The organism is Spirosoma foliorum, from assembly GCF_014117325.1.
Taxonomy (GTDB): Bacteria; Bacteroidota; Bacteroidia; order Cytophagales; family Spirosomataceae; genus Spirosoma; species Spirosoma foliorum.
This window is the reverse complement of the sequence record NZ_CP059732.1, coordinates 974,967-996,408: the sequence shown is the minus strand read 5'-3', so window position 1 is coordinate 996,408 and position 21,442 is coordinate 974,967. Positions and strand designations below refer to the sequence as shown.

Sequence of the window (21,442 nt, the reverse complement as noted above, 5' to 3'; positions counted from 1 at the left end):
TCCATAGCTTCGGGTGGGTTGAGTTGACAGAGGCAATCAGGCCGGAATTACCTTGCGGCTTTTCCGATGCCTGATTGCTCTGACAAACCTCTATCTTCCAGACGGATTCATCATTTGACGGTTATATTCGTCGTACAGGTTGGACAAATGGGTACCAAACCCGCATCCTGTGTTGAACTCGGCTGGCTTTGGCTCAGCGTAAAGCTGCTCGTTTGGCCATTGAGTCCCGCATCGCTATCCACAGCATCATTGCTGCCCACATTCGGGGTAGTGTAGGTTTTCCCCGCTGGGGTCGTAAACTGAACATAATAACTACCCTGTGGCAGATTCGAGAATACGTAATGGCCTGTCGCATCGGTCACCGTACTACTTACGGGCTGGTTGGTGGTGGCATTATAGAGCGTTACCGTCACATTGGCTACGCCCGTTTCTCCACTACTTTGCAGACCGTCCTTATTCGTATCGTTCCAGACATATCCATTCACTGTGCCCACTACAGTTGGTGGCAGCACCGTAATGCTGACGGTCGCCTTGTCACACTTACCCGCACTGTTACAGGCGGTGTAGGTGAAACTGTCGGGACCACTGTAACCCGTCGTTGGGGTATACGTATACGTCCCGTCGGGGTTGAGCACCACCGTGCCGTGCATCGGTTGACCACCCGTAAACGTCAGCGGCAGAGCCGGACTGTTGGGGTCACTATCGTTCGAAGCCACCGTGCCCTGTTTAGGCGTGTTGACCATCGTCAGCAAGGCATCGTCCACCGCCACCGGGGCCAGGGTGGTACCCACTGGCGGGGTCGGTAGTACCGTTACTGTTACCAGCGCTGTGGCACACAAGGGACTCGTGGCCTTGTCGCACACCTGGTAGGGGAAGGTGACTACCCCCGTGAAGTTCGCCGGTGGGGTGTAGGTTACACTGCCATCGGGGTTCACTGCCGCCGTACCAACCGAAGGTTGACCCAGCAGGGTGGGTGTGTTCAACTGACCGTTACCTGACGTGTTGCTGTCAGGATCGGTGTCGTTGGCCAGAATCACCACCTTCACCGGGGTACCCATCGTCGTCTGGGTGTCGTCATCGTTGGGCACCGGTGGATGGTTGACTGGGGTCGTTGGATCCGGAATCACATTGATGGTCACGCAGGCCGTGCTGCTCAGGTTAGCCGTGTTGGTGGCCACGTAGCAGAAGTTAACCGTCCCCGTAAAGTTAGTTGGCGGGGTGTACACGTAGCTGCCATCGGGGTTGAGCGCCACCGTACCATTGGTCGGCTGATTGAGCAACGTGGTGGTCAACGGCAGACCCTGGGGATCGGTGTCGTTGGTGAGCACATTGCCCGGTACCGGCGTGTTGATCCGCGTATTGTTGATATCACTGGTCGCGATCGGTGCTTGTACACAGTTGGTAGCCGGTAGATTGACCACCTTGGCACTACAGCCATTGGTGGTGGTTACCGTCAGCGTCAGGCTGCTGCCCGAGGGTACATTCACCACCTGGTTGCCTGATACCGTGCCCGCACTGGCCACTACCGTGGCTCCCGACACCGTCGTGAAGCTCACCGAGTAGGTCGAACCACTACAGATCGGAGCCCCCAGCGTAATGGCCGGATTCTCACACACATTGCTGCAGGAGGCTGGCGAGCCAACGCTCAGGTTGCTCACGCAGCTACCGTTGGTGGCCGTAACCACCACATTGGTGCCAATCGGGATGTTGATCACGGTGTTACCCGAGACCGTACCTGCCGAAGTAGTTACCGTGCCAGCGCCGTTCAGACTGAAGGCGACCGTATAGGTGCTGCCGTTACAGATGGGCTGACCCACACTCAACTGAGGCTGGCTGCAAGTTGGGTTGGCCGCACACGAAGCCGGTGAGGTTACCGTCGTCGAGTTGGCACAACTGGCCCCGCTGCTGGCTGTCAGGATCACATTGGTGCCCACCGGAATGCCCGTTACGATGGTACCAGATAGTGTACCGGCGCTGGCTGTGATGATGGCCACACTACTAAAGAAGCTTACCGAGTAGGTGCCATTGGCTGGATTACACACCGGAGAACCCACCGTTAGGGTTGGCTTCTCACAAGCCAGGGGCAGCACCGTAATGCTGACGGTGGCCTTGTCGCACTTACCCGCACTGTTGCAGGCGGTGTAGGTGAAACTGTCCGGACCACTGTAGCCCGTTGTCGGCGTATAGGTATACGTACCATCGGGGTTCAGAACCACCGTGCCGTGCGTAGGCTGACCTCCCGTGAACGTCAGCGGTAAGGCTGGGCTGTTGGGATCACTGTCATTGGCCGCTACCGTTCCCTGCTTGGGGGTGTTGACCATTGTCAGCAGCGCATCATCGACCGCTACCGGGGCCAGCGTGGTATTAGCTGGGGGCGTTGGTAGTACCGTGACCGTGACCAGGGCCGTGGCACACAGCGGACTGCTCGCCTTGTCGCACACCTGGTAGGGGAAGGTAACTACGCCCGTGAAGTTCGCCGGTGGGGTGTAGGTTACACTGCCGTCGGGGTTCACTGCCGCCGTACCCTGGGCAGGTTGACCCAGCAAGGTGGGCGTGTTCAACTGACCGTTACCTGACGTGTTGCTGTCGGGATCGGTGTCGTTGGCCAGAATCACCACCTTCACCGGGGTACCCATCGTCGTCTGGGTGTCATCATCATTCGGCACCGGCGGATGGTTGACCGGCGTGGTTGGATCGGGGATCACATTGATGGTCACGCAGGCCGTACTGCTCAGACCCGCCGTGTTGGTGGCCTTGTAGCAGAAGTTGACCGTGCCCGTGAAATTGGTGGGCGGGGTGTAGACATAGCTGCCATCGGGATTCAGCACCACCGTCCCGTTGGTGGGCTGATTGAGCAACGTGGTGGTCAACGGCAGACCCTGGGGATCGGTGTCGTTGGTGAGCACATTGCCTGGTACCGGCGTGTTGATCCGCGTATTATTGATATCACTGGTCGCGATCGGTGGCTGAGGAGGAATTAACCCGGCATAGACCGTCAGATTGGCCTGTCCTACCGTTAGGCTATATGTACCTGTAGTTCCCGATGTTCCTGTTGTTGAGCTAACATCACTATCGGTAGCATCGTTACCCACATTAGCTGTGGTGTAGGTATACCCCGTAGGTGCTGTAAACTTCACATAATAATTGCCTGCTGGCAAGGTCGTAAACTGATATGAGCCAGAAGCATCCGTCACTGTCGTGCTCACCGGTGCACCTGTGTTCTGATTATAGAGCGTGACCGTACTACTGGCTACCCCCGTTTCGGCACCGTCCAGTTGACCGTCTTTGTCGGTGTCCGCCCAAACCTTACCACCCAGTAATGCACTTGGACATTGTACATCGCCACAAACAAACTGCAATGTCTTTCCTCCCGAATTAGCTACATATGGTATATAGGTTGAGAAAGAGTTTGTTGTTACATCAAACTTGGTTACACAGTCACCATTATATGTCGAAATATACATATTGCCATCAGGACCAACTGTAATATCCCAAGCATTTACATTCCCATTGGTCGTACTTGCCGCATGTGAACTTGGTGTGGGGAATGTATATGTTGCAATAACGGCTCCTGTTGTACCGTTTATTTTCACCAACTTATCAGCTCCATTAACCCCATCGCCAGACAGTATTGCCCATAAATTTCCGCTGGCGTCAAAGACAAGCCCTCGGTAATAATATCCACTAGGAGCAGTTGCCACCAGTGTGGGAGAGCCTGTTAACGTAGGGGATACATACTGAATCGTCGACCCAACGTTACGAAAGTTTGTAGATACGTAGATATTACCTGTTGTAGGATTAACCGCACTTCCCCATAGTTCGACCGGAGTCGATAAAAAATTCGCCAAGGGATAAGTGGCTACTACCGTATTGGTTGCTGTACTAAACTTTCTTAGACCACTATATGTACTTAAATATAAATAGGCCCCATCAGCAGTTCCCGATATATCCAATATCTCTCCAAAACCATTTGGCTTGCTACCGGAAAAAGGAATCGAAGTCACATAGGTACCCGTAGCATAATTGTAAATCTGCAGGGTTTTACTATTTGCTGATGCAATATAGACTAAGTTAGTGGCTGGGTTAGCAGCTATCCCTTCGCCACCTCCTCCTCCGGGAATCTCACACTTCATGGTTGCACCACCACTGCTATAAGTCATTACCAGTGTTGTAGGAATGCCAGTCGTAAAATTCTGTTCACCTATAAACAACGTGTACTTATCACACTGTACATTGACCGTCACTACCGCCGTACTGCACACAGTTGGGGTAGTTTTGTCGCAAATGGTGTACGTAAAACTGACTGGCCCATTATAGCCTGGTGGCGGTGTATAGGTAATTGTACCATCGTTGTTGACGGTGGCCGTTCCCGTTACCGGGGGTGTCGAGATAGTGGGCAAGGTCACATTCGAGGTGGTAGCCGGTGAGCCATTGTCTGTATCATTGGATAACACCGGAATGGTTACGGCTGTGCCGGGCGAGGTCGTGGTGGATTCAGGATTGGCCACTATAGCTACACCAATTGGCGTGGTAGCCGTACGACTATTATTAGCCATATTAAAGTCAGATGTGCCATTGGGTGGGGTTACAGTGACCGTATTGGCAATGGTGCCACTCGAACCAGCCAGACCCGTTATTACCAGCGTAACACTACTACCTGAAGGGAACGTACCGATCGTAACATTACCCGATTGCAACGAGGCTACGCTGACAGTGGGGCATACCGCTCCACCCGAAGCTCCCGAGCAACTCACACTGGTAGCCGTAAAGTTGGCTACGGCTGGATCGCTCACGGTCGCGCCATTGGCAGCCAATGACCCAGCGTTCGATACGACGACGGTATAGGTGACCGGGTTACCAGCCAGCACCGTGCCCGACGAAGGCGTTTTAGTAACTGACAGATCGGCTCCGCAGCTAGCGGTATTTTGAAAGACAACCTGACCCGTAAAAACAGCCCCACGGATTCCACCTGCATTTGCACGCACATTTATCGACTGATAGCTAAAAGCTGTGTAGATATAGCTATGCGAACTATTGTAAGGAACCTCTAAAGGAATTTGGTATGAAGTATTAGCTGCATTATAATAGAGGGTTTGTTCTACAGGGTGAAGCCAAAAGCCCGCCTGGTCAAATCCATTGCCATTCGTACTGGCATTCGCTTCTCCTTCAATGGTGAAGCCCTTCGATACTAGAGAATAACCCGAGGGCGTAGCGGGAATATCACCCACTGTAATCGAGAAGGTGCCGACTGGGTCAATAGCGCCAGTCTGTATCCAGTTCTTAAACTCGGCATCCCTAGCCGTTCCTGCCCATGCTTCCTGCTGTAGATTGTTGGCAGGGAGGCCATTAAAAATAGAACCAGTTTCCAACCCCACTCCTGCAATGGCCGTAGCTGGACCGATGGAAAAGCCATTACTACCAACTCCATAGGGAGAATAGCTAAACATAGAACCAATCAGACTCCACTGATGGTCAGTGCCATTATAGGCGTTCAGGTCGGAGTATTGCAGGGGTACGGTGAAACTATTGCCAATTCCCGTAACGGCGGGGCCACTGCTCAGGCTATAGACCAAACTGATGGTACCGCCATTGGCTGAAACACTATTGGCGGCTGCCGTTGCTGTAGGGTCTAGCTTGTACACCGATTGCGTACCTGTACAGGAGGGATTGGTGATCTGAGTTACCGCCGTCGAGCTGTTGTTGCCGGAGTTGGTATCGCCAGTCACTGAAACCGTAGCTGTGTTGGTAATACTACTCCCAATTGCTCCGGTAGCGGTTCCGGTTACCACCAGCGCCACCGCCGAATTTGCCGGAATGCTCGGAATCACCAGCCCCGATTGGAGTCCTGCCGGGGTGGGACTGGTTGGACACGAAGCCGCTGTTCCACTGCCACTGCCCGCATTACAGGAAACACTGGTCACGTTGAAGTTGGCAGCAACGGGGTCGGTCACCGTTACGTTCGTCAGATCGGTAGTGCCTTGGTTAGATACCAGCAAGGTATAACTCACCACTCCGCTTGGGCTAACCGTAGTTGGACCTACCTTTGAAATAGCTGCATCAGTAACACTGGCCAGGTTGGTGATCGTGCCTATTATTGAATCAGCCGCGCCTTTCACCACTTTATTAACCATGCTACTGGCGGGGAAGGTCAACACGAACAGGATCAATAAAGGCGACAGCCACCAAACGGTGCTATATCGCTTCCCAGCATACTGGGCAGCAGATATGAAGGATTGTTTCATCCTTGTCATTATTTGCGTAGTTGTTTGTCCCATAGCTTGATCGGTGGGTGGCTTTTTCGCCGGTATCGTATCTAATGGAATTTGCTTCCTGCACACACCCAGATAGGGCAGGCTCGAACGAAGCATCTGTCGGAATAGGTGTTGCCTGGTCATGATTTGGAGAATGGATAGAGATATTCGTCTATGGTGCGTTGATTACAGTGTGATACGAAAATCGAGTAATAGCCAGCACCAGGCGGGGGTGCTCCCTGTCGGTTCCAGGGCATTAGTAAGCGGTCTAACCTTCGGTAACTGGTAGCATGCGCTCCCAAGTCATCATACAGTACAGCGTCGGAGCGCTGTTTGCCTGTGTATACAGCGTTCTGGATTGTTGAAAGCCAGGCCCATTGATGGGGGCTTACGGTCGGTTGGCCAGACAGGTTCCGATCTGGCAATTGTGTTTCTGTCACTTGATTTGGTTGAAGGCTTACCCAAAGGATAAAGCTGGTTATAATAAATAGTATCACTTTTTGTTTATACAAAATGCGTTCCATAATTACATTTTTAAGTTACAATTTGACTAATTAGTACGAAAGACTGCTCGTTGGTTTAACCAGGTCGTTGGCGCAAGGGGTGTTTTTTATCATGGTTCTAGCGGCCCGGTCAAGCTTGATTTATGGGAGGCTTTGAGATTCCTCCTGTCGTCGGAATGACCAAAAAGCGTCTCAATTGGGAAAAGTGGGGTTTGGTTCTGGCTGATGATTCGTCATGTTTTTACGGTGAGTAGGTGTTACTTTTTATCATTTCATTAACTAACGGTTATCTATATACGAATAGGATTTACATACAGTTAGCCTTTGTATTCAAGTCTTCTGATGTCATTCTACACCCTTTTGTTATGCTGCTTTTTTTTCGGTTAACTTTGTTCGATACGCAAAACCAGTATGCCAATGACTATTCAAATCAGGGTTAGCAATCGTCAAAAAATGAGCTATCTCGTCGAACTACTGAAATCGATGGATTTTGTCGACGCTATTCAGGTGCAGGAAGAAACCACTTCCTCCATGAACCAGGAAAATCAGTCATTATTCGATAAGCATAATGGGAGTATACCCGATCTGGATACGGAGTCCTTTGAAAAATACTTAACCGAAATTCGAAACGAATGGGGACGCTCCTAGATACCAACATCCTGATATACATGGAGAAAGGCATTTCAGATACCAAAGCCAGTTTATTTCTTAGAGAAGCTACCAGAGAACGACTATTTATTTCGATCATAACAGAAATTGAGTTATTAGGCTTTCCTTTTGAAAGCGAGACGGCTTTACGAAGCATGGAAGCTCTAATTGCCGACTCTATTATTTTACCATTGGACAAAACGGTGGCAAACCAAACCATTGCCATTCGTCGCCAACGCAAAATCAAGCTCCCTGATGCTATTATCGCAGCAACGGCTTTGGTACACGGCTGTACGCTGGTGACCCGTAATGTATCGGATTTCGTTTCCATCGATGGTCTGTTAGTCATTAATCCGTTCATACTTTAGAATCTCCCTTGGTGGTGACTCAACAGGTGTTACTGGGTAGCCTTTTGTCATCCTCCTTCGTCGGATGACAAAAGGAAAGCAGGTCACGGTATTCGGTTTTCAGAACGTAAACCGAATACCGCCCCTTCTATTTCACGGTAATGGTTGTAAAACAATTTGGACTCGTACACTTCGGAATCAGACCCGCATCTACCGTCAGGTTTTGCTCGCCCGCTGCCAGGGTGTAGTTCCCCGTCTTACCCCCTACCCCAGCATCGCTGTCGGTCGTATCGTTGCCCGTATCAACCGTCGTGAAGGCCGCCCCACTCGGTGCCGTGAAGACTACATAGTAGGTGCCTGGATCCAGATTGGTGAACAGGTAATGACCCGTGCCATCCGTTACCGTGGTACTGATGGGCTGGTTGGTGCTCGCATTATAGAGCGTCACCGTTACCCCAACCGCTGGCGGCTCATTGGCATCCTGCTGGCCATTCTTGTTGTTATCGTACCAGACATAATCGCCCAGACTGGCCTTCAGCGGAGTTACCGTGATCACCTCTGGATCACTATCATCCTCATCACCGCCCGTCTTGCCATTTTCATTGATGACGTCATTCTTCGGCGTACCATCGTTGTTCGGATTGTTGTCCGGTGTCGAATCCACATCAGGCAGATTCTGGGCATTGCTGGCACTGCTAATCTCGGTCACGTTGGTCAAATTACCGCCCGCGAAACTGCTGCTCACCGTGAAGGTGATGTTCCGCGTTAGGCTCTGGCCTGCCGACAGACTCGAAATCGCCGTATTGAGTGTCGCCTGACCATTGCTGGCTGTCCAGTTGGCATCATTCAGCGTTAGGCCCGTTGGGATATAGTCCGTCACCTGAACGTTGGTGGCATCCACATTACCCTGGTTGTAGACCGTCACCGTGAAGGTTACCTGACCACCCGCTACCACCGTCGCACTCTGACCACTAGCCAATTTCTTGGTCAAGGCCAGGTCGAAGACCGGAGTTGGACTCACCGTAATCACTTCAGGATCACTATCATCCTCGTCGTCAGCAGGATTACCCTTATGGTCACCATTCAGATCGTCGTTGATGGGTGTGCCATCGTTGCCCGGATTATTATCCGGATTAGAGTCCTTATCAGGCAAGTTCAGCGCATTGCTGGCACTGCTGATCTCAGCTACGTTCGTCAAACTGCCTACGAAACTGTTACTCACGGTGAAGGTGATATTCCGCGTTACACTCTGGCCTGCCGACAGGCTCGCGATCGTTGTATTCAGCGTCGCTAAGCCATTGTTCGCACTCCAGTTGGCATCGTTCAGCGTTAGGCTAGTTGGGATATAATCCGTCACCTGAACGTTGGTGGCATCCACGTTGCCCTGGTTATAGACCGTCACCGTGAAGGTCACTGAACTGCCAGGGGTTACATTGGCTGACTGGCCAGTTGCGAGGGTTTTCTTCAACGCCAGGTCGAAGACCGGGGTTGGGGTAACCGTGATCACCTCTGGATCGCTATCGTCCTCATCCTGAGACGGGTTGCTCTTATGATCACCACTCGTATCGTCATTCACCGGCGTACCATCGTTGTTCGGATTACTATCCGGCGTCGAATCCACGTCGGGCAGATTCTGAGCGTTGCTCGCACTACTGATCTCAGCTGTGTTGGTCAAACTACCTGGCACACTCGAACTCACCGTGAAGGTGATGTTGCGCGTTACACTCTGGCCCGCCGACAGGCTCGCGATTGTTGTATTCAGTGTCGCTAAGCTGCCATTGGCGATCCAGTTGGCATCGTTGAGCGTTAGCCCGGTTGGGATGTAATCCGTTACCTGAACATTGGTCGCGTCCACGTTGCCCTGATTGTAGACCGTCACTGTGAAGGTCACTGAACTGCCAGGGGTTACACTGGCTGGCTGACCGGCGGCTAAGGTTTTCTTCAACGCCAGGTCAAACACGGGCGTAGTGCAGTTGCTCGGAGTGGGCAACACCGCCAGGGGCGATGCAATACAGCCATTGGCATCCTGAACGGTCAGGGTGTAGATGCCGCCCGATAGCCCGCTGATGCTGGCCGTTGTGGCACCCGTACTCCAGGTGTAACTATATGGAGCCGTACCACCAGTGATGCTCACCAGACTCACACTACCACCCGTCAGACTTGTACAGGTTGGTAGCGTCGGCAGGAAAATAGCTGCGATCTCGGTCGGTTGGGTGATGGTGAAGCTCTGAACTGCCATACATCCGTTGGCATCCCGAGCCGTTACCGTGTAGACGCCCGCTCCGACGTTGGTCAAATCTTTATTCGTCGAGCCGTTGCTCCACACATACCCAATTGGTGGGGTGCCGCCCGTTACCGTGAGCACCACGCTACCCGTCTGGGTACCATAGCACTTCACATGGGTAGGCACGCCCGAGACCTGAGGCCCGACCACGTTACTGATATTGGCCGTAGCCAGAGCCGTACAACCTGTGGCATCCGTTACTACAACGCTATAGCTGCCCGGTGCCGCACTGGTTAGGTTCTGGCTGGTAGCCACCACCCCACTGGCATTCCGCCACTGGTAGGTGTAGGCGGGAGAACCTCCGCTCACCTGGGCCGTGATCGAGCCATTGGCCTGACCACAAACTGCGTTTTGGGCTGTTGCCACGATGGCTAGCGGAGTGCTGTTACCCACTACTACACTGGTCATGCTGTTACACCCGTTGGCATCCACTACGTTCACCGTGTAGGTGCCCGCTGCCAGATTATTGACACTTGCAGTGCTGCCCACTACGACGCCCGTGCTTGTCGTCCACTGGTAGGTATAGTTACCGCTGCCGCTGCTCACCTGCACACTCGCACTACCATTGGCCAGGCCACAACTCGTGGAGGCTACCTGGGCTACGATTGCTGGCGCATTGGTCGAAGAGATGGTCACCATCTTCTGACCAGAACAACCTTTGCTGTCGGTCACCGTTACGGTGTACATGCCGGGGGCAAGACCCTGAACGACACTGCTACTGCCAATGGCGGTTCCCTGCGCGTTAGTCCATTGATAGGTATAGGGAGCCACGCCACTGCCTGCATTCACCACCACTGTGGCAATCCCGTTGGATTGGCCACAAAGTGCCAGCGTCGTACCCGTGTTCAGACCGAGGGCCGTACACAACGGGGTTACTGTGATCGGTTCGGGGTCACTATCGTCCTCATCCTGCGATGGGTTATTCTTATGGTCGCCACTGATATCGTCATTGACAGCCGTACCATCATTATTTGGATCACTGTCAGGCGTTGAATCCTTATCGGGCAGATTCTGAGCGTTGCTGGCACTGCTGATCTCAGCCGTGTTGGTCAGACTACCGCCCGCGAAACTATTGCTCACGATAAAGGTGATATTCCGCGTTAAGCTTTGACCTGCCGACAGGCTAGAAATTGCCGTATTCAGCGTAGCCGTGCCGTTGCTGGCTGTCCAGTTAGCATCGTTGAGCACCAACCCAGCCGGAATATAATCCGTCACCTGAACATTGGTCGCATCCACGTTGCCCTGGTTGTAGACCGTCACCGTGAAGGTCACGTTGCTGCCAGCAACCACTGTTGCACTCTGACCAGGCCCTAAGGTCTTCTTCAAGGCCAAGTCAAACACCGGGGCCGGACTCACCGTGATCACCTCTGGATCGCTATCATCCTCATCGCCACCCGTCTTGCCGTTTTCATTGATGACGTCATTCTTCGGCGTGCCATCATTAGTCGGATTGTTATCCGGTGTCGAATCCACGTCAGGCAGATTCTGGGCATTGCTGGCACTGCTGATCTCAGCCGTGTTGGTCAAACTACCTGGCACACTAGAGCCCACCGTGAAGGTAATATTCCGTGTTACACTCTGACCTGCCGACAGACTCGCGATCGCTGTATTGAGCGTCGCTAAGCTGCCATTGGCTGTCCAGTTCGCATCATTCAGGGTTAGTCCAGTTGGAATGTAATCCGTCACCTGAATATTCGTCGCGTCCACATTGCCCTGGTTATAAACCGTCACCGTGAAGGTCACCGAACTACCAGGGGTTACATTGGCAGACTGACCGGCGGCTAAGGTTTTCTTCAGAGCTAAATCAAAGACCGGAACAGGAATGATGCCCGCATCTACAGTCAGATCCTGCTGACCCGCCGTCAGATTGTACACGCCTGTGGTGCCACCTGCACCCGCATCACTATCGGTGGCATCGTTGCCACTGTTGGGCGTGGTGAAGGTCGTGCCCGAGGGAGCGGTGAATACCACGTAGTAACTGCCCGGATTCAGATTGGTAAACAGATATTTACCCTGGCCGTCGGTCACTGTGGTAGAAACCACCGTGCCGCTCACCGCATCGTGCAGTACTGCCGTCACCGAGGCTACCCCCGTTTCGGTGGGGTCTTGCTGACCGTTCTGATTCGTATCGAACCATACATAGTCACCTAGGGAAGCTTTCAGCGGGATCAACCCGGCATCTACCGTCAGGTTCTGTTGACCCGCCGTCAGACTGTACACACCCGTGCTACCACTCTGACCGGTCAGACTCGCCACGTCACTGTCGGTGGCATCGTTACCACTGTTCGGTGTGGTAAACGTCGTACCGGCAGGAGCCGTGAAGACTACATAGTAATCGCCTGGATTTAAATTCGTAAACAGATATTTACCCTGACCGTCGGTCACGGTGGTGCTCACTACGGTGCCGCTGGTTGCGTCGTGCAGCACAACCGTTACACTGGCTACTCCCGTTTCGGTGGGGTCCTGTTGGCCGTTACTATTGGTATCCAGCCATACATAGTCGCCTAAGGAAGCTTTCAGTGGGATCAGACCAGCATCCACAGTCAGATTCTGTTGACCCGCCGTCAGACTGTACACACCCGTGCTACCACTCTGACCGGTCAGACTCGCCACATCACTGTCGGTGGCATCGTTGCCAGTGTTAGCCGTCGTGAAGGTCGTGCCCGAGGGAGCCGTGAAGACTACATAGTAATCCCCTGGATTTAAATTCGTAAATAAGTATTTACCATTCCCATCGGTCACCGTCGTGCTTACCACTGTGCCGCTGGTTGCGTCGTGCAGCACGGCTGTCACATTGGCGACTCCAGTTTCGGTGGGGTCTTGCTGGCCGTTCTGATTCGTATCCAGCCATACGTAGTCTCCTAAGGAAGCTTTCGCACAGGTGGGCCACGGATCAATTACGGCCTGACCTAATGCGATACAATTCTTACTGTCGGTCACCGTTAGCGAATAGGTGCCAGCCGCCAGACCTGTTAGGCTTGTTGCCGCACTACCCGTACTCCACAGATAGCTGTAGCCAGGGGTGCCCCCTACTACACTCACGATTTGTAGCGTGCCGCCCGTTACGCCACCCTGGGCGTTACATACCGCCGACAACGATTGGATGTCCGCTATGATCCGGCTTGGCTGCGTCAGCGTGAAGCTAGCTCCACTCCGACAACCCGATCCGTCCGTGACGACGACATTGTAAATACCAGCCTGAACACCCGTCAGACTCTGAGCCGTTGACCCATTATCCCATTGATAGCTGTAGGCTCCACTGCCGCCACTCACCACCAGACTGACGCTACCCGTCGAGGTACCAAAACAGATCGGGTTGGTGGGTGTGCCGCTCACCGTGGGAGCACTTGTATTGGGCACTACGGCAGTGGCGATGGCCGTACAGCCGTTTGCATCGGTTACTTTTACTTCATAGGCGCCACCCGCTACCGCAGTTAGGTTCTGCGTGGTTGCACCCGTATTCCAGACATAATTGTAAGCTTGGCTACCACCACTCACTGTCAGAGTTACACTGCCATTGGCTCCCAAACAGCTGGAGGAAGTGGGCGTAGCCACCACCGATAAGGGGCTTGTGCTAGGCACCATGACGGCTAGGGCACTTACGCAGCCTGCTCCATCCGTTACCGTTACGGTATAGGTGCCCGACGCTACGTTACTGAGCGTAGCCGTGGTAGCACCCGTGTTCCACAGGTAGGTATAGGTGCCTGTGCCGCCCGTGGCCGTTACACTGGCACTGCCCGTGGCCTGCTGGCAACTGGCCGCTACGGCCGTACCGGACAAGACTGGCCCGCCTGTGCTCTGGATGGTGCCCACCAGCACATCCTTGCAGCCATTGGCATCGGTCACCGTTACTGTAAACGTCTGACCACCACTCAAACCCGTAATGGCCGAGGTGCTGGCTCCTGTACTCCAGGCGTAGGTATAGGGAGCAACACCCGTGTTGACCGTGACCGTGGCCTGACCATCGGCCTTGCCACAGTGGGCCTCAGTGGTTAATAGATTGACCCCTAACGTACAGGGTTGTACGTAAATGATAGCGGGGTCTTCGTCGTCCTCATCGGTTGCCGGGTTGGTATCACCCGGTGTTCCTTTCCCGTTACCCGTGATGCTGTTATCACTGCCCGAGTTTGGATTACCGCCCGCATCGTTGGTGGGGTTGGTATCGGGTGTGCTGTCCACATCGGTGGGTGGGGTATTATTTGGGTTGGTATCATTATCGGCACTGCTGATTTCAGCCTTGTTGATAATTGGCCCCGACGCCGTGCTGCTGACGGTGAAGGTAATGGTCACCGTGGTGCTGCTGCCAGCGGCCAGGGAGCCCGAAATAGGCGTTTTCAGCGTAGCGGTTGAGCCATTAGCTGTCCAGTTCGCGTCGTTCAGCGTCAGCCCAGCCGGAATATAATCAGCCAGTTGGATGTTGTAGGCTGGCGATGATCCCTGGTTGTAGACAACCACGGCAAAAGTGACATTGCTGCCCGGCTTGATAATCGAAGCCTGGCCTGGAGCTAACGACTTGGTCAGGGCCAGATCAAAGCTCGAACCGATGAAACCAAAATCATAGTTATGATTGATGATTCCGTCAGGTCCTGTCTTTATACTAATCGTAGGCAAGCCATTGACCAGGAAGGCATCGTTATTGTCAATGGTAGACCCGGTATTCACACTCCCAGCGGTTTCACCTAGTGATGGAGAAATATTTGTCAAGGTCAAGCCAGTCGTAGAGGGATCCGTACCCAAGGACGCAACATCAATCGTATAGTTGGTATTCTGGGTAATGGGCAGGCCGTATTTCTGACTAGTGGTACTACTACCCGCCTGATTGGAGAAGATATAGTTGCCATTGGCATCTGTCACGGCGGTAGCTACCAGATTACCACTGGCATCCCGCAACTCAACCGTTACACCAGCCAGAGAAGGCTCGCCTGCATCCTGAATGCCATTACCATTAGTATCTTTCCAGACCCGGTTACCGATTTCAATAGGAGGTATCGCATCGCAGACCTGATCAGTACCCGTGATACGGCTTATTTTTTGTCCGCCAATCAATGGAGTACTATACTCCCCAATCCCGGTGGTCAAATTTAAATAACTGGCTCCCATCAAATATAAACCACCCGCATCTGTATATCCAGCTACTACATAGTTTGTACCCGTTTTAATATACAAACCTCCATTGAAAGCATATGGATGTCCTCCTGCCGAGTTCTGCTGAAAGAACCATCCTTGCCCACCCGGCCCATCAGGTGCCCCTGGATCTCCTGAGTTAAAACTTGGAAGTCCAGTATATGGCCCTAATTTCCCTTGACTTTCCAATGTATAAGTCCCATCACCATTAGGCCAGGCTCCCATAACATATCCAGTCTGATTAGCACTTGTTGGTGCTCCATATACATGACGGTCTGTCGTACCAATTACCATCGCTCCATTGTCGGCAAATGCCAGATCCAACATAACAGGCTGCAACCCAGCAGAGGTAGTATTCCCCCAACTATATTGTACTGTTCCGCTTTCTGCACCAGCAGAAGTACCTCCACCAGTAAATGTAATGGGATAACTTAAGGCCTTACTCCATGTTCCACTAGCCGGATCATACGCCAGCACCACTCCTTTCAAATCGGCATTACTCTGACTAATTTCTGCATCACAAACTCCGCCCATATAAATCTTGCCACCATACTGTTTCAGAGCAGTAGGCCGGTAAACACCTCCACTACAGTTTGCTAATGAGGATGGTGGTGTTATTTCAAAGGCCGAAGTAGGTTTAGTTGCCGGCAAATTATTGTAATCTACCTGACTTACATCTACGCCTACTAAAGTACCTTTAGACATATTGACGACATACATCGTATCGCCTGATTGCGAGAAGTCTAGCCCGCCTAATCCCTGTACACCAAATGGATTTCCTCCTACTGATGTAGCTGTACTTCCTACATTAATGCCCAAGTCTGATAATTTCACCAATAACTTTGTACCCTGGTAAGTTTGGTCACCATTTTGGCCGTTATAATCAGCGATATATATAGCCGACGACCCATCTGGGGCCTGAGGAAACACTCCAGGTATATTTGTCGAAAGTGGTGACATATATACCCAATTAGTCGGACGTTGTGATGCCACTCCCAAGGGAACCCCAATCTTTGAAGATGCTATATCATTAGTGATACTATATCCACCCCCACTACTGGCACCATAAACGGCTTTACCTCTATCAAGATAATCCCATGAGCCAACAGATGTTGACGCCCCTGATAATCCTGTCCCAAATACCATTCGAGAGTTATCTTGCAGGCTACATATACTGCTGGGTAAATACAGGCCTAAATCGTTATTCTGGGTAACCCCCTGTATAAATTGCACGGTTGTTCCATCGTTGATTCCATATACTGAAGGGCTATACTGCGAAGGCCAATTGCTAAACTCCAGTTTATAGGGTTGGCCTGCCGTCAGGTTACTGAAATTATAATAGCCCGCTGGAATATTCAGTGTCGGATTACCCGCAGAGGTCGTTGTGGTTCCTACCAGATTACCACTGGCATCATAGGCATTCACCGTAACACCGCCTACTCCCTGCTCGACACTATTTAGCACCCCATTGATGTTCCCGTCTAAATACACAATGCCACTCGTAATGGTCGAGCTAACGCAGGTATAGACCGGACGCGTAACCGCATCCACCGAATAAGTCGTCGCCTTCGTTTGGAGTTGCACGTACCGAGCATCGACGGGAAGTGTCAGACTCCCCGTCGTATTGGCCGTTGAGGCTGGCATCTGACCTATAGTTGTATAAGGGCCACCCAAATTGGTGGCCACCAACACCTGCATGGGCGCGACTAAATCACCCGATTTATAGTTCACGCTCACCGTGTTGCCTCCCGCTACCACCGAACCCAGATCCAGCGTCAGTACCCCATTGGCAGCGATCACCGCATAGGCACCATCGGGCGTACCCGTCCCGTAAGTTGGATTCGTCACACTCGTCGCCCCGTTCAACCCCACGGCCCCCGTGTTGTAACTCACCACTTGCTGACCCGCTGAACAGATTGAAACCGGGTTACTCACACAGGTGTAGACTGGATAAGTGACCGCATCAGGACTATAAGCCGTACCTGTCGTCGCTAGTTGCACATAGCGAGCATCAATAGGTAAATTAACCGTTTGAGTCGCCGTCGTTGTACTGCCTACTAACTGGGCAATATTGACATAGGGTCCGCCCAGGTTGGTAGCAACCAGCACCTGCATCGGTGCTGTCGTGTTGGCCGACGAGTACGTAACTCGTAGGCTGTTACCGCCGGTAACCACTGTACCCAAATCCAGAATCACCGACGAGTTGGCCGATACCGTCGCCACCGCGCCATCCGGCGAACCAAACAAATTCGTGCTGTTAGTCACCGTACCACTGGTATTATTCAATCCTTGAGCCCCTGATTGATAACTCACCGACTGCTGACCCGCTCCGCAGGTGCTAGAGATCGGTGTCACACAGGTATAAATCGGATAAGTCAACGCATCAATATAATAGGTCGAATAAGTACCCGATGTCACCAATTGGACATAACGGGCATCCAGGGGTAGGGTAAAGCTTCCATTCGTCATGGATGCGCTGGAGGTCGGCTGAAACGAACTGATATTAGTAAACGAGCCAACCACCCCCGTCTTACTCACCAAAACCTGCATGGGCGTTGCGTAGGTAGAGGTATACTGCGAATAATAGGCCAGCGAGAGTACGTTGCCAGCCGCCACAACGCTTCCAAAATCCAGCGTTACAGAACCATTGGTATTCACTGTGGCCACGGTACCATCAGGGGAGCCAGTTGCATTGGCACTATTGGTCACCGTTCCGGTGGTAGCTCCTACCCCCTGGATACCCGTCTGATAACTACTCGACACCTGACCCGCTGAACAGGACGTGACTGGACTCGAAACGCAACTGTACAGCGTCTGGGTCACCGCATCCACTGAATAGTTAGTCGCTGTAGTTTGCAATTGGACATACTGCGCATTTAATGGTAAGGTTATACTGACCGTGTTGCTGGACGTACTACCCGACAATTGAGCAATATTGGTATAGGGCCCACCAGCAGCCGTAGCCACCAACACCTGTAATGGAGCTGTAGTATTACCGGATAAATACGTTAGGTTGATCGAATTACCGGCCGAAACCACGCTCCCCAGATTCAGAATTAACGAAGAGTTCGCACTCAGGGCCGCCAGATTCCCATCCGGGTTCCCCGTCGCATTGGTAGCTGTGGTCACTGTACCCGTAGTAGTACCTACTCCCTGGGCTCCGCTGGTATAGCTGACTTTAGATTGACCACTGGCACAGGTGGTCGATGGCGGACTCACGCAGCTAAAAATAGGATAGGTCACTGCATCTACCGAGTAGGTGGTGCCCGTCGTTTGAAGCTGCACATAGCGCGCAGCTACTGGCAACTGGATCGAATTACTCGTCGTGGCGGTACTACCTGACAGTTGACCAATATTAGTATAGGGGCCACCCAGACTGCTGGCCACCAGCACCTGCATCGGCGCTGTGGTGTTGGCCGACGAGTAGGTAACGATCAGGCTATTGCCCGCCGTCACCGCACTTCCCATGTCCAGCGTAATCGACGAGTTGGCATTCAAACCAGCCACCGCTCCATCCGGACTCCCCGACGCATTGGTTGCATTGGAGACGGTTCCCGTGGTCCCATTAGTACCCACGGCGCCCTGCGTGTAACCTACCAGGGTCTGCCCCGTCGCACACTTGGTATTCGGCGGGGTGACACAAGTATACACCGGATAGGTAATGGCATCTGGCGAGAAAGCTGTGCCAGTTGTTTTGAGTTGAATATACTGAGCTGTGATGGGCAAGGTCAGTGGCTGACTGCTGCTACTGGTCGAGCCAGCCACCAAACCAATTAAGGTATAGGGGCCACCCGCACTACTAGCTGCCAGCACCTGCATGGGTGCCGTCGTATTGGCCGATGAATAAGCTAATGTCAACGCCGTACCCGCAGGCAAGGCACTGCCCATATCCACATTGAACGAGGAGTTGGCGGCCAGCGAGACCACTGCACCATCCGATACGCCCACAATGTTAGTCGGATTGGTTACCGTTCCGGTGGTAGCCCCTACACCCTGTGCTCCCGTCTGATAGCTTACCGACCGCTGACCAGCCGCACAACTCGTTGAGGTGGGCGTAATACAAGCATAAGCCAGATAGGATAATCCATCGACAAAATAGGCCGACCAATCATCGACCGAAACTAATTGTATATAGCGTGCATTCGTGGGCAAGTCCAGGTAAATGGTACTATTCGTTGTACCGGGCGGCAGCCTGTTAATAGTCGTGTAGGGGCCAGTTGGCGTAGTAGCTACCCGAACCTGCAGGGGGGAGGCAAGAGCAGCGGGGTACTGAGAATAGTACGTAAAGGACAAGACATTAGGAGCAGCTACCGTACTGCCAAGATCCAGCGTTAAGGTGCCGTTAGCGATTACAGTATACGCTCCATCAACTACTCCTGTGACATTGCTGGGACTGGATACCGTGCCCGTCGTCGTATAAACAGAAGCCGCTCCACCCGCCGGATAACTAATAGACTGCTGGCCTGCAGCACAGGCGGCCGGGTTGGCCACGCAACTATAGACCGTTTGACTCACCGCATCCACCGAATAAGAAGTACCCGTGGTCTGCATCTGTACATAACGCGCCCCTACGGGTAATACCACACTGCTCACTGTACTAGCCGTACTGCCGGGCAACTGAGCAATGTTGGTATAGGGGCCACCCAGATTCGTCGCCACCAAAATCTGCAATGGAGCCGTCGTGTTGGCCGACAGGTAAGTAAAGTTTAGCTGATTACCAGCAGCAATCACGCTGCCCATGTCGACAATCAGCGACGAACTGGCGCTCAGTACTGCCAGGCTGCCATTGGAGGTACCCAGGATATTAGTACTATTGGTGACCGTACCCGTCGTATTGTTCACTCCCTGGGCGCCACTCTGAGTACTCACCGACACCTGACCCGTTGGGCAACTGGTGCTGGGGTTAGTTACACAACTATACACCGGATAGGTCAGCGCATCGACTGAATAAGCTGTACCACTGGTGACCATCTTAATGTACTCAGCCCCCAGGGGTAAAGTGATTTGCCCCGTGGTAGTAGCCGTATTACCAGGCATCGTACCAATGAAGGTATAGGGACCGCCTACAGCCGTAGCCGTCCAGATCTGCATCGGTGCCGTAGCATTGGCGGCTGAATAGGTAACCGTCAGAGTCTTACCAGCTCCCAACACACTGCCCATGTCCACAATTAAGGACGAGTTGGCACCTAGTGCTGCTACCGTACCATCAGGTACACCGATCACGTTGGTGCTATTGGTCACCGTACCCGTTGTATTGTTGAGTCCCTGAGCCCCCGCGTTATAAGCTACCGATTGTAGCCCCGAAGCACAAGCCGTGCTGGGTAGCGTGACGCAGGAATACAAGGGATAGGTTAAGGCATCGATATAATAAGTTGAATAAGTACCCGATGTTACCAATTGGACATACCGGGCATCCAGGGGCAACATAAGACTGCCACTCGTTACAGACGCACTGGAAGTTGGCTGAAACGAACCAATGTTGGTAAACGAACCAGCCGCGCCTGTACTGCTCACCAACACCTGCATGGGCGTTGCGTAGGTAGATGTATACTGGGAATAATAGGCCAATGAGAGGACATTTCCTGCCGCCACCACGCTCCCAAAGTCCAACGTTATAGAACCATTTGTATTTACTGTGGCCACGGCTCCATCAGCAGGACCGGTCGCATTGGTACTAGTAGTAACCGTCCCCGTTGTTCCATTAACCCCTTGTGAGCCTGCGGGGTAATACAATAAGGTTTGCCCGGCCACACAGGTCGGGGCAGGGTTATTTACGCACTTATAAACAGGATAGGTGACCGCATCGGGGTAATACACCGTACCCGTGGTGGCTAGCTGCACATAGCGCGTATCTAGCGGTAACGATATCGACGATGTCGTCAACGTCGTTGACGCGGGCAACTGGGCGATATTGGTATAGGGTCCGGCTGCTGAGCTAGCTACCAATACCTGTAATGGCGCGTTTGCATCCGCTGATTTATAGGTAAAAATTAAACTATTTCCGGCCGATACCACGCTGCCCATGTCGAGCGTCACGCTGGAATTGGCATTCAGCGTTGGTGTTACGCCATCGGCTACCCCAAGCACACTGGTCGCACTGGTAACTGTACCGGTAGTACTCACTACGGTAGTGGCTCCAGCGAAATAGCCCGTCAATAGTTGGTTCGGTCCACAAGAGGGTACTTGAGCCATCAGTCCACTAGCCGTCAGCAGACACAGCCATAGACCTGCCAGGATTGCCCCCCAGGTCTTTTGTCGAGAAATCATCATGTATAGGTGCTGCAT

At 52.7% G+C, this 21,442-nt stretch carries 5 protein-coding genes; 2 read left to right on the top strand and 3 right to left on the bottom strand.

Going from position 1 to position 21,442, the window contains the following annotated elements; translation table 11 throughout:
* Positions 1–110: 110 nt before the first annotated feature.
* Both H3H32_RS04145 and H3H32_RS04140 read right to left on the bottom strand, forming a co-directional pair.
* Positions 111–6,395, bottom strand: a complete 6,285-nt coding sequence (locus H3H32_RS04145; RefSeq protein WP_182461412.1) for an Ig-like domain-containing protein — start codon at positions 6,393–6,395, stop codon at positions 111–113.
* Positions 6,392–6,691 (bottom strand): hypothetical protein, encoded by a 300-nt coding sequence (locus H3H32_RS04140; protein WP_182461411.1) that lies wholly within the window; start codon positions 6,689–6,691, stop codon positions 6,392–6,394. The genes H3H32_RS04145 and H3H32_RS04140 overlap by 4 nt, the downstream gene beginning before the upstream one ends.
* 516 nt (positions 6,692–7,207) lie before the next feature.
* On the opposite strand from H3H32_RS04140, the gene H3H32_RS04135 reads away from it, so the two are divergent.
* Both H3H32_RS04135 and H3H32_RS04130 read left to right on the top strand, forming a co-directional pair.
* Complete coding sequence (locus H3H32_RS04135; RefSeq protein ID WP_182461410.1) at positions 7,208–7,402, top strand: hypothetical protein; 195 nt, start codon at positions 7,208–7,210, stop codon at positions 7,400–7,402.
* The gene (locus H3H32_RS04130; protein WP_182461409.1) at positions 7,387–7,770 is read left to right on the top strand and encodes a type II toxin-antitoxin system VapC family toxin; all 384 of its coding nucleotides are present in this window, start codon (positions 7,387–7,389) and stop codon (positions 7,768–7,770) included. The genes H3H32_RS04135 and H3H32_RS04130 overlap by 16 nt, the downstream gene beginning before the upstream one ends.
* 127 nt (positions 7,771–7,897) lie before the next feature.
* Here the strand turns inward: H3H32_RS04130 and H3H32_RS04125 are convergent, their stop codons facing one another.
* Complete coding sequence (locus H3H32_RS04125; protein ID WP_182461408.1) at positions 7,898–21,442, bottom strand: SdrD B-like domain-containing protein; 13,545 nt, start codon at positions 21,440–21,442, stop codon at positions 7,898–7,900.

Coding starts and splice junctions, on each gene's coding strand:
- H3H32_RS04145 (WP_182461412.1), bottom strand. CDS start 6,395: ATGACCAGGCAACACCTATTCCGACAGATGCTTCGTTCGAGCCTGCCC.
- H3H32_RS04125 (WP_182461408.1), bottom strand. CDS start 21,442: ATGCAGCACCTATACATGATGATTTCTCGACAAAAGACCTGGGGGGCA.
- H3H32_RS04135 (WP_182461410.1), top strand. CDS start 7,208: ATGAGCTATCTCGTCGAACTACTGAAATCGATGGATTTTGTCGACGCT.
- H3H32_RS04130 (WP_182461409.1), top strand. CDS start 7,387: ATGGGGACGCTCCTAGATACCAACATCCTGATATACATGGAGAAAGGC.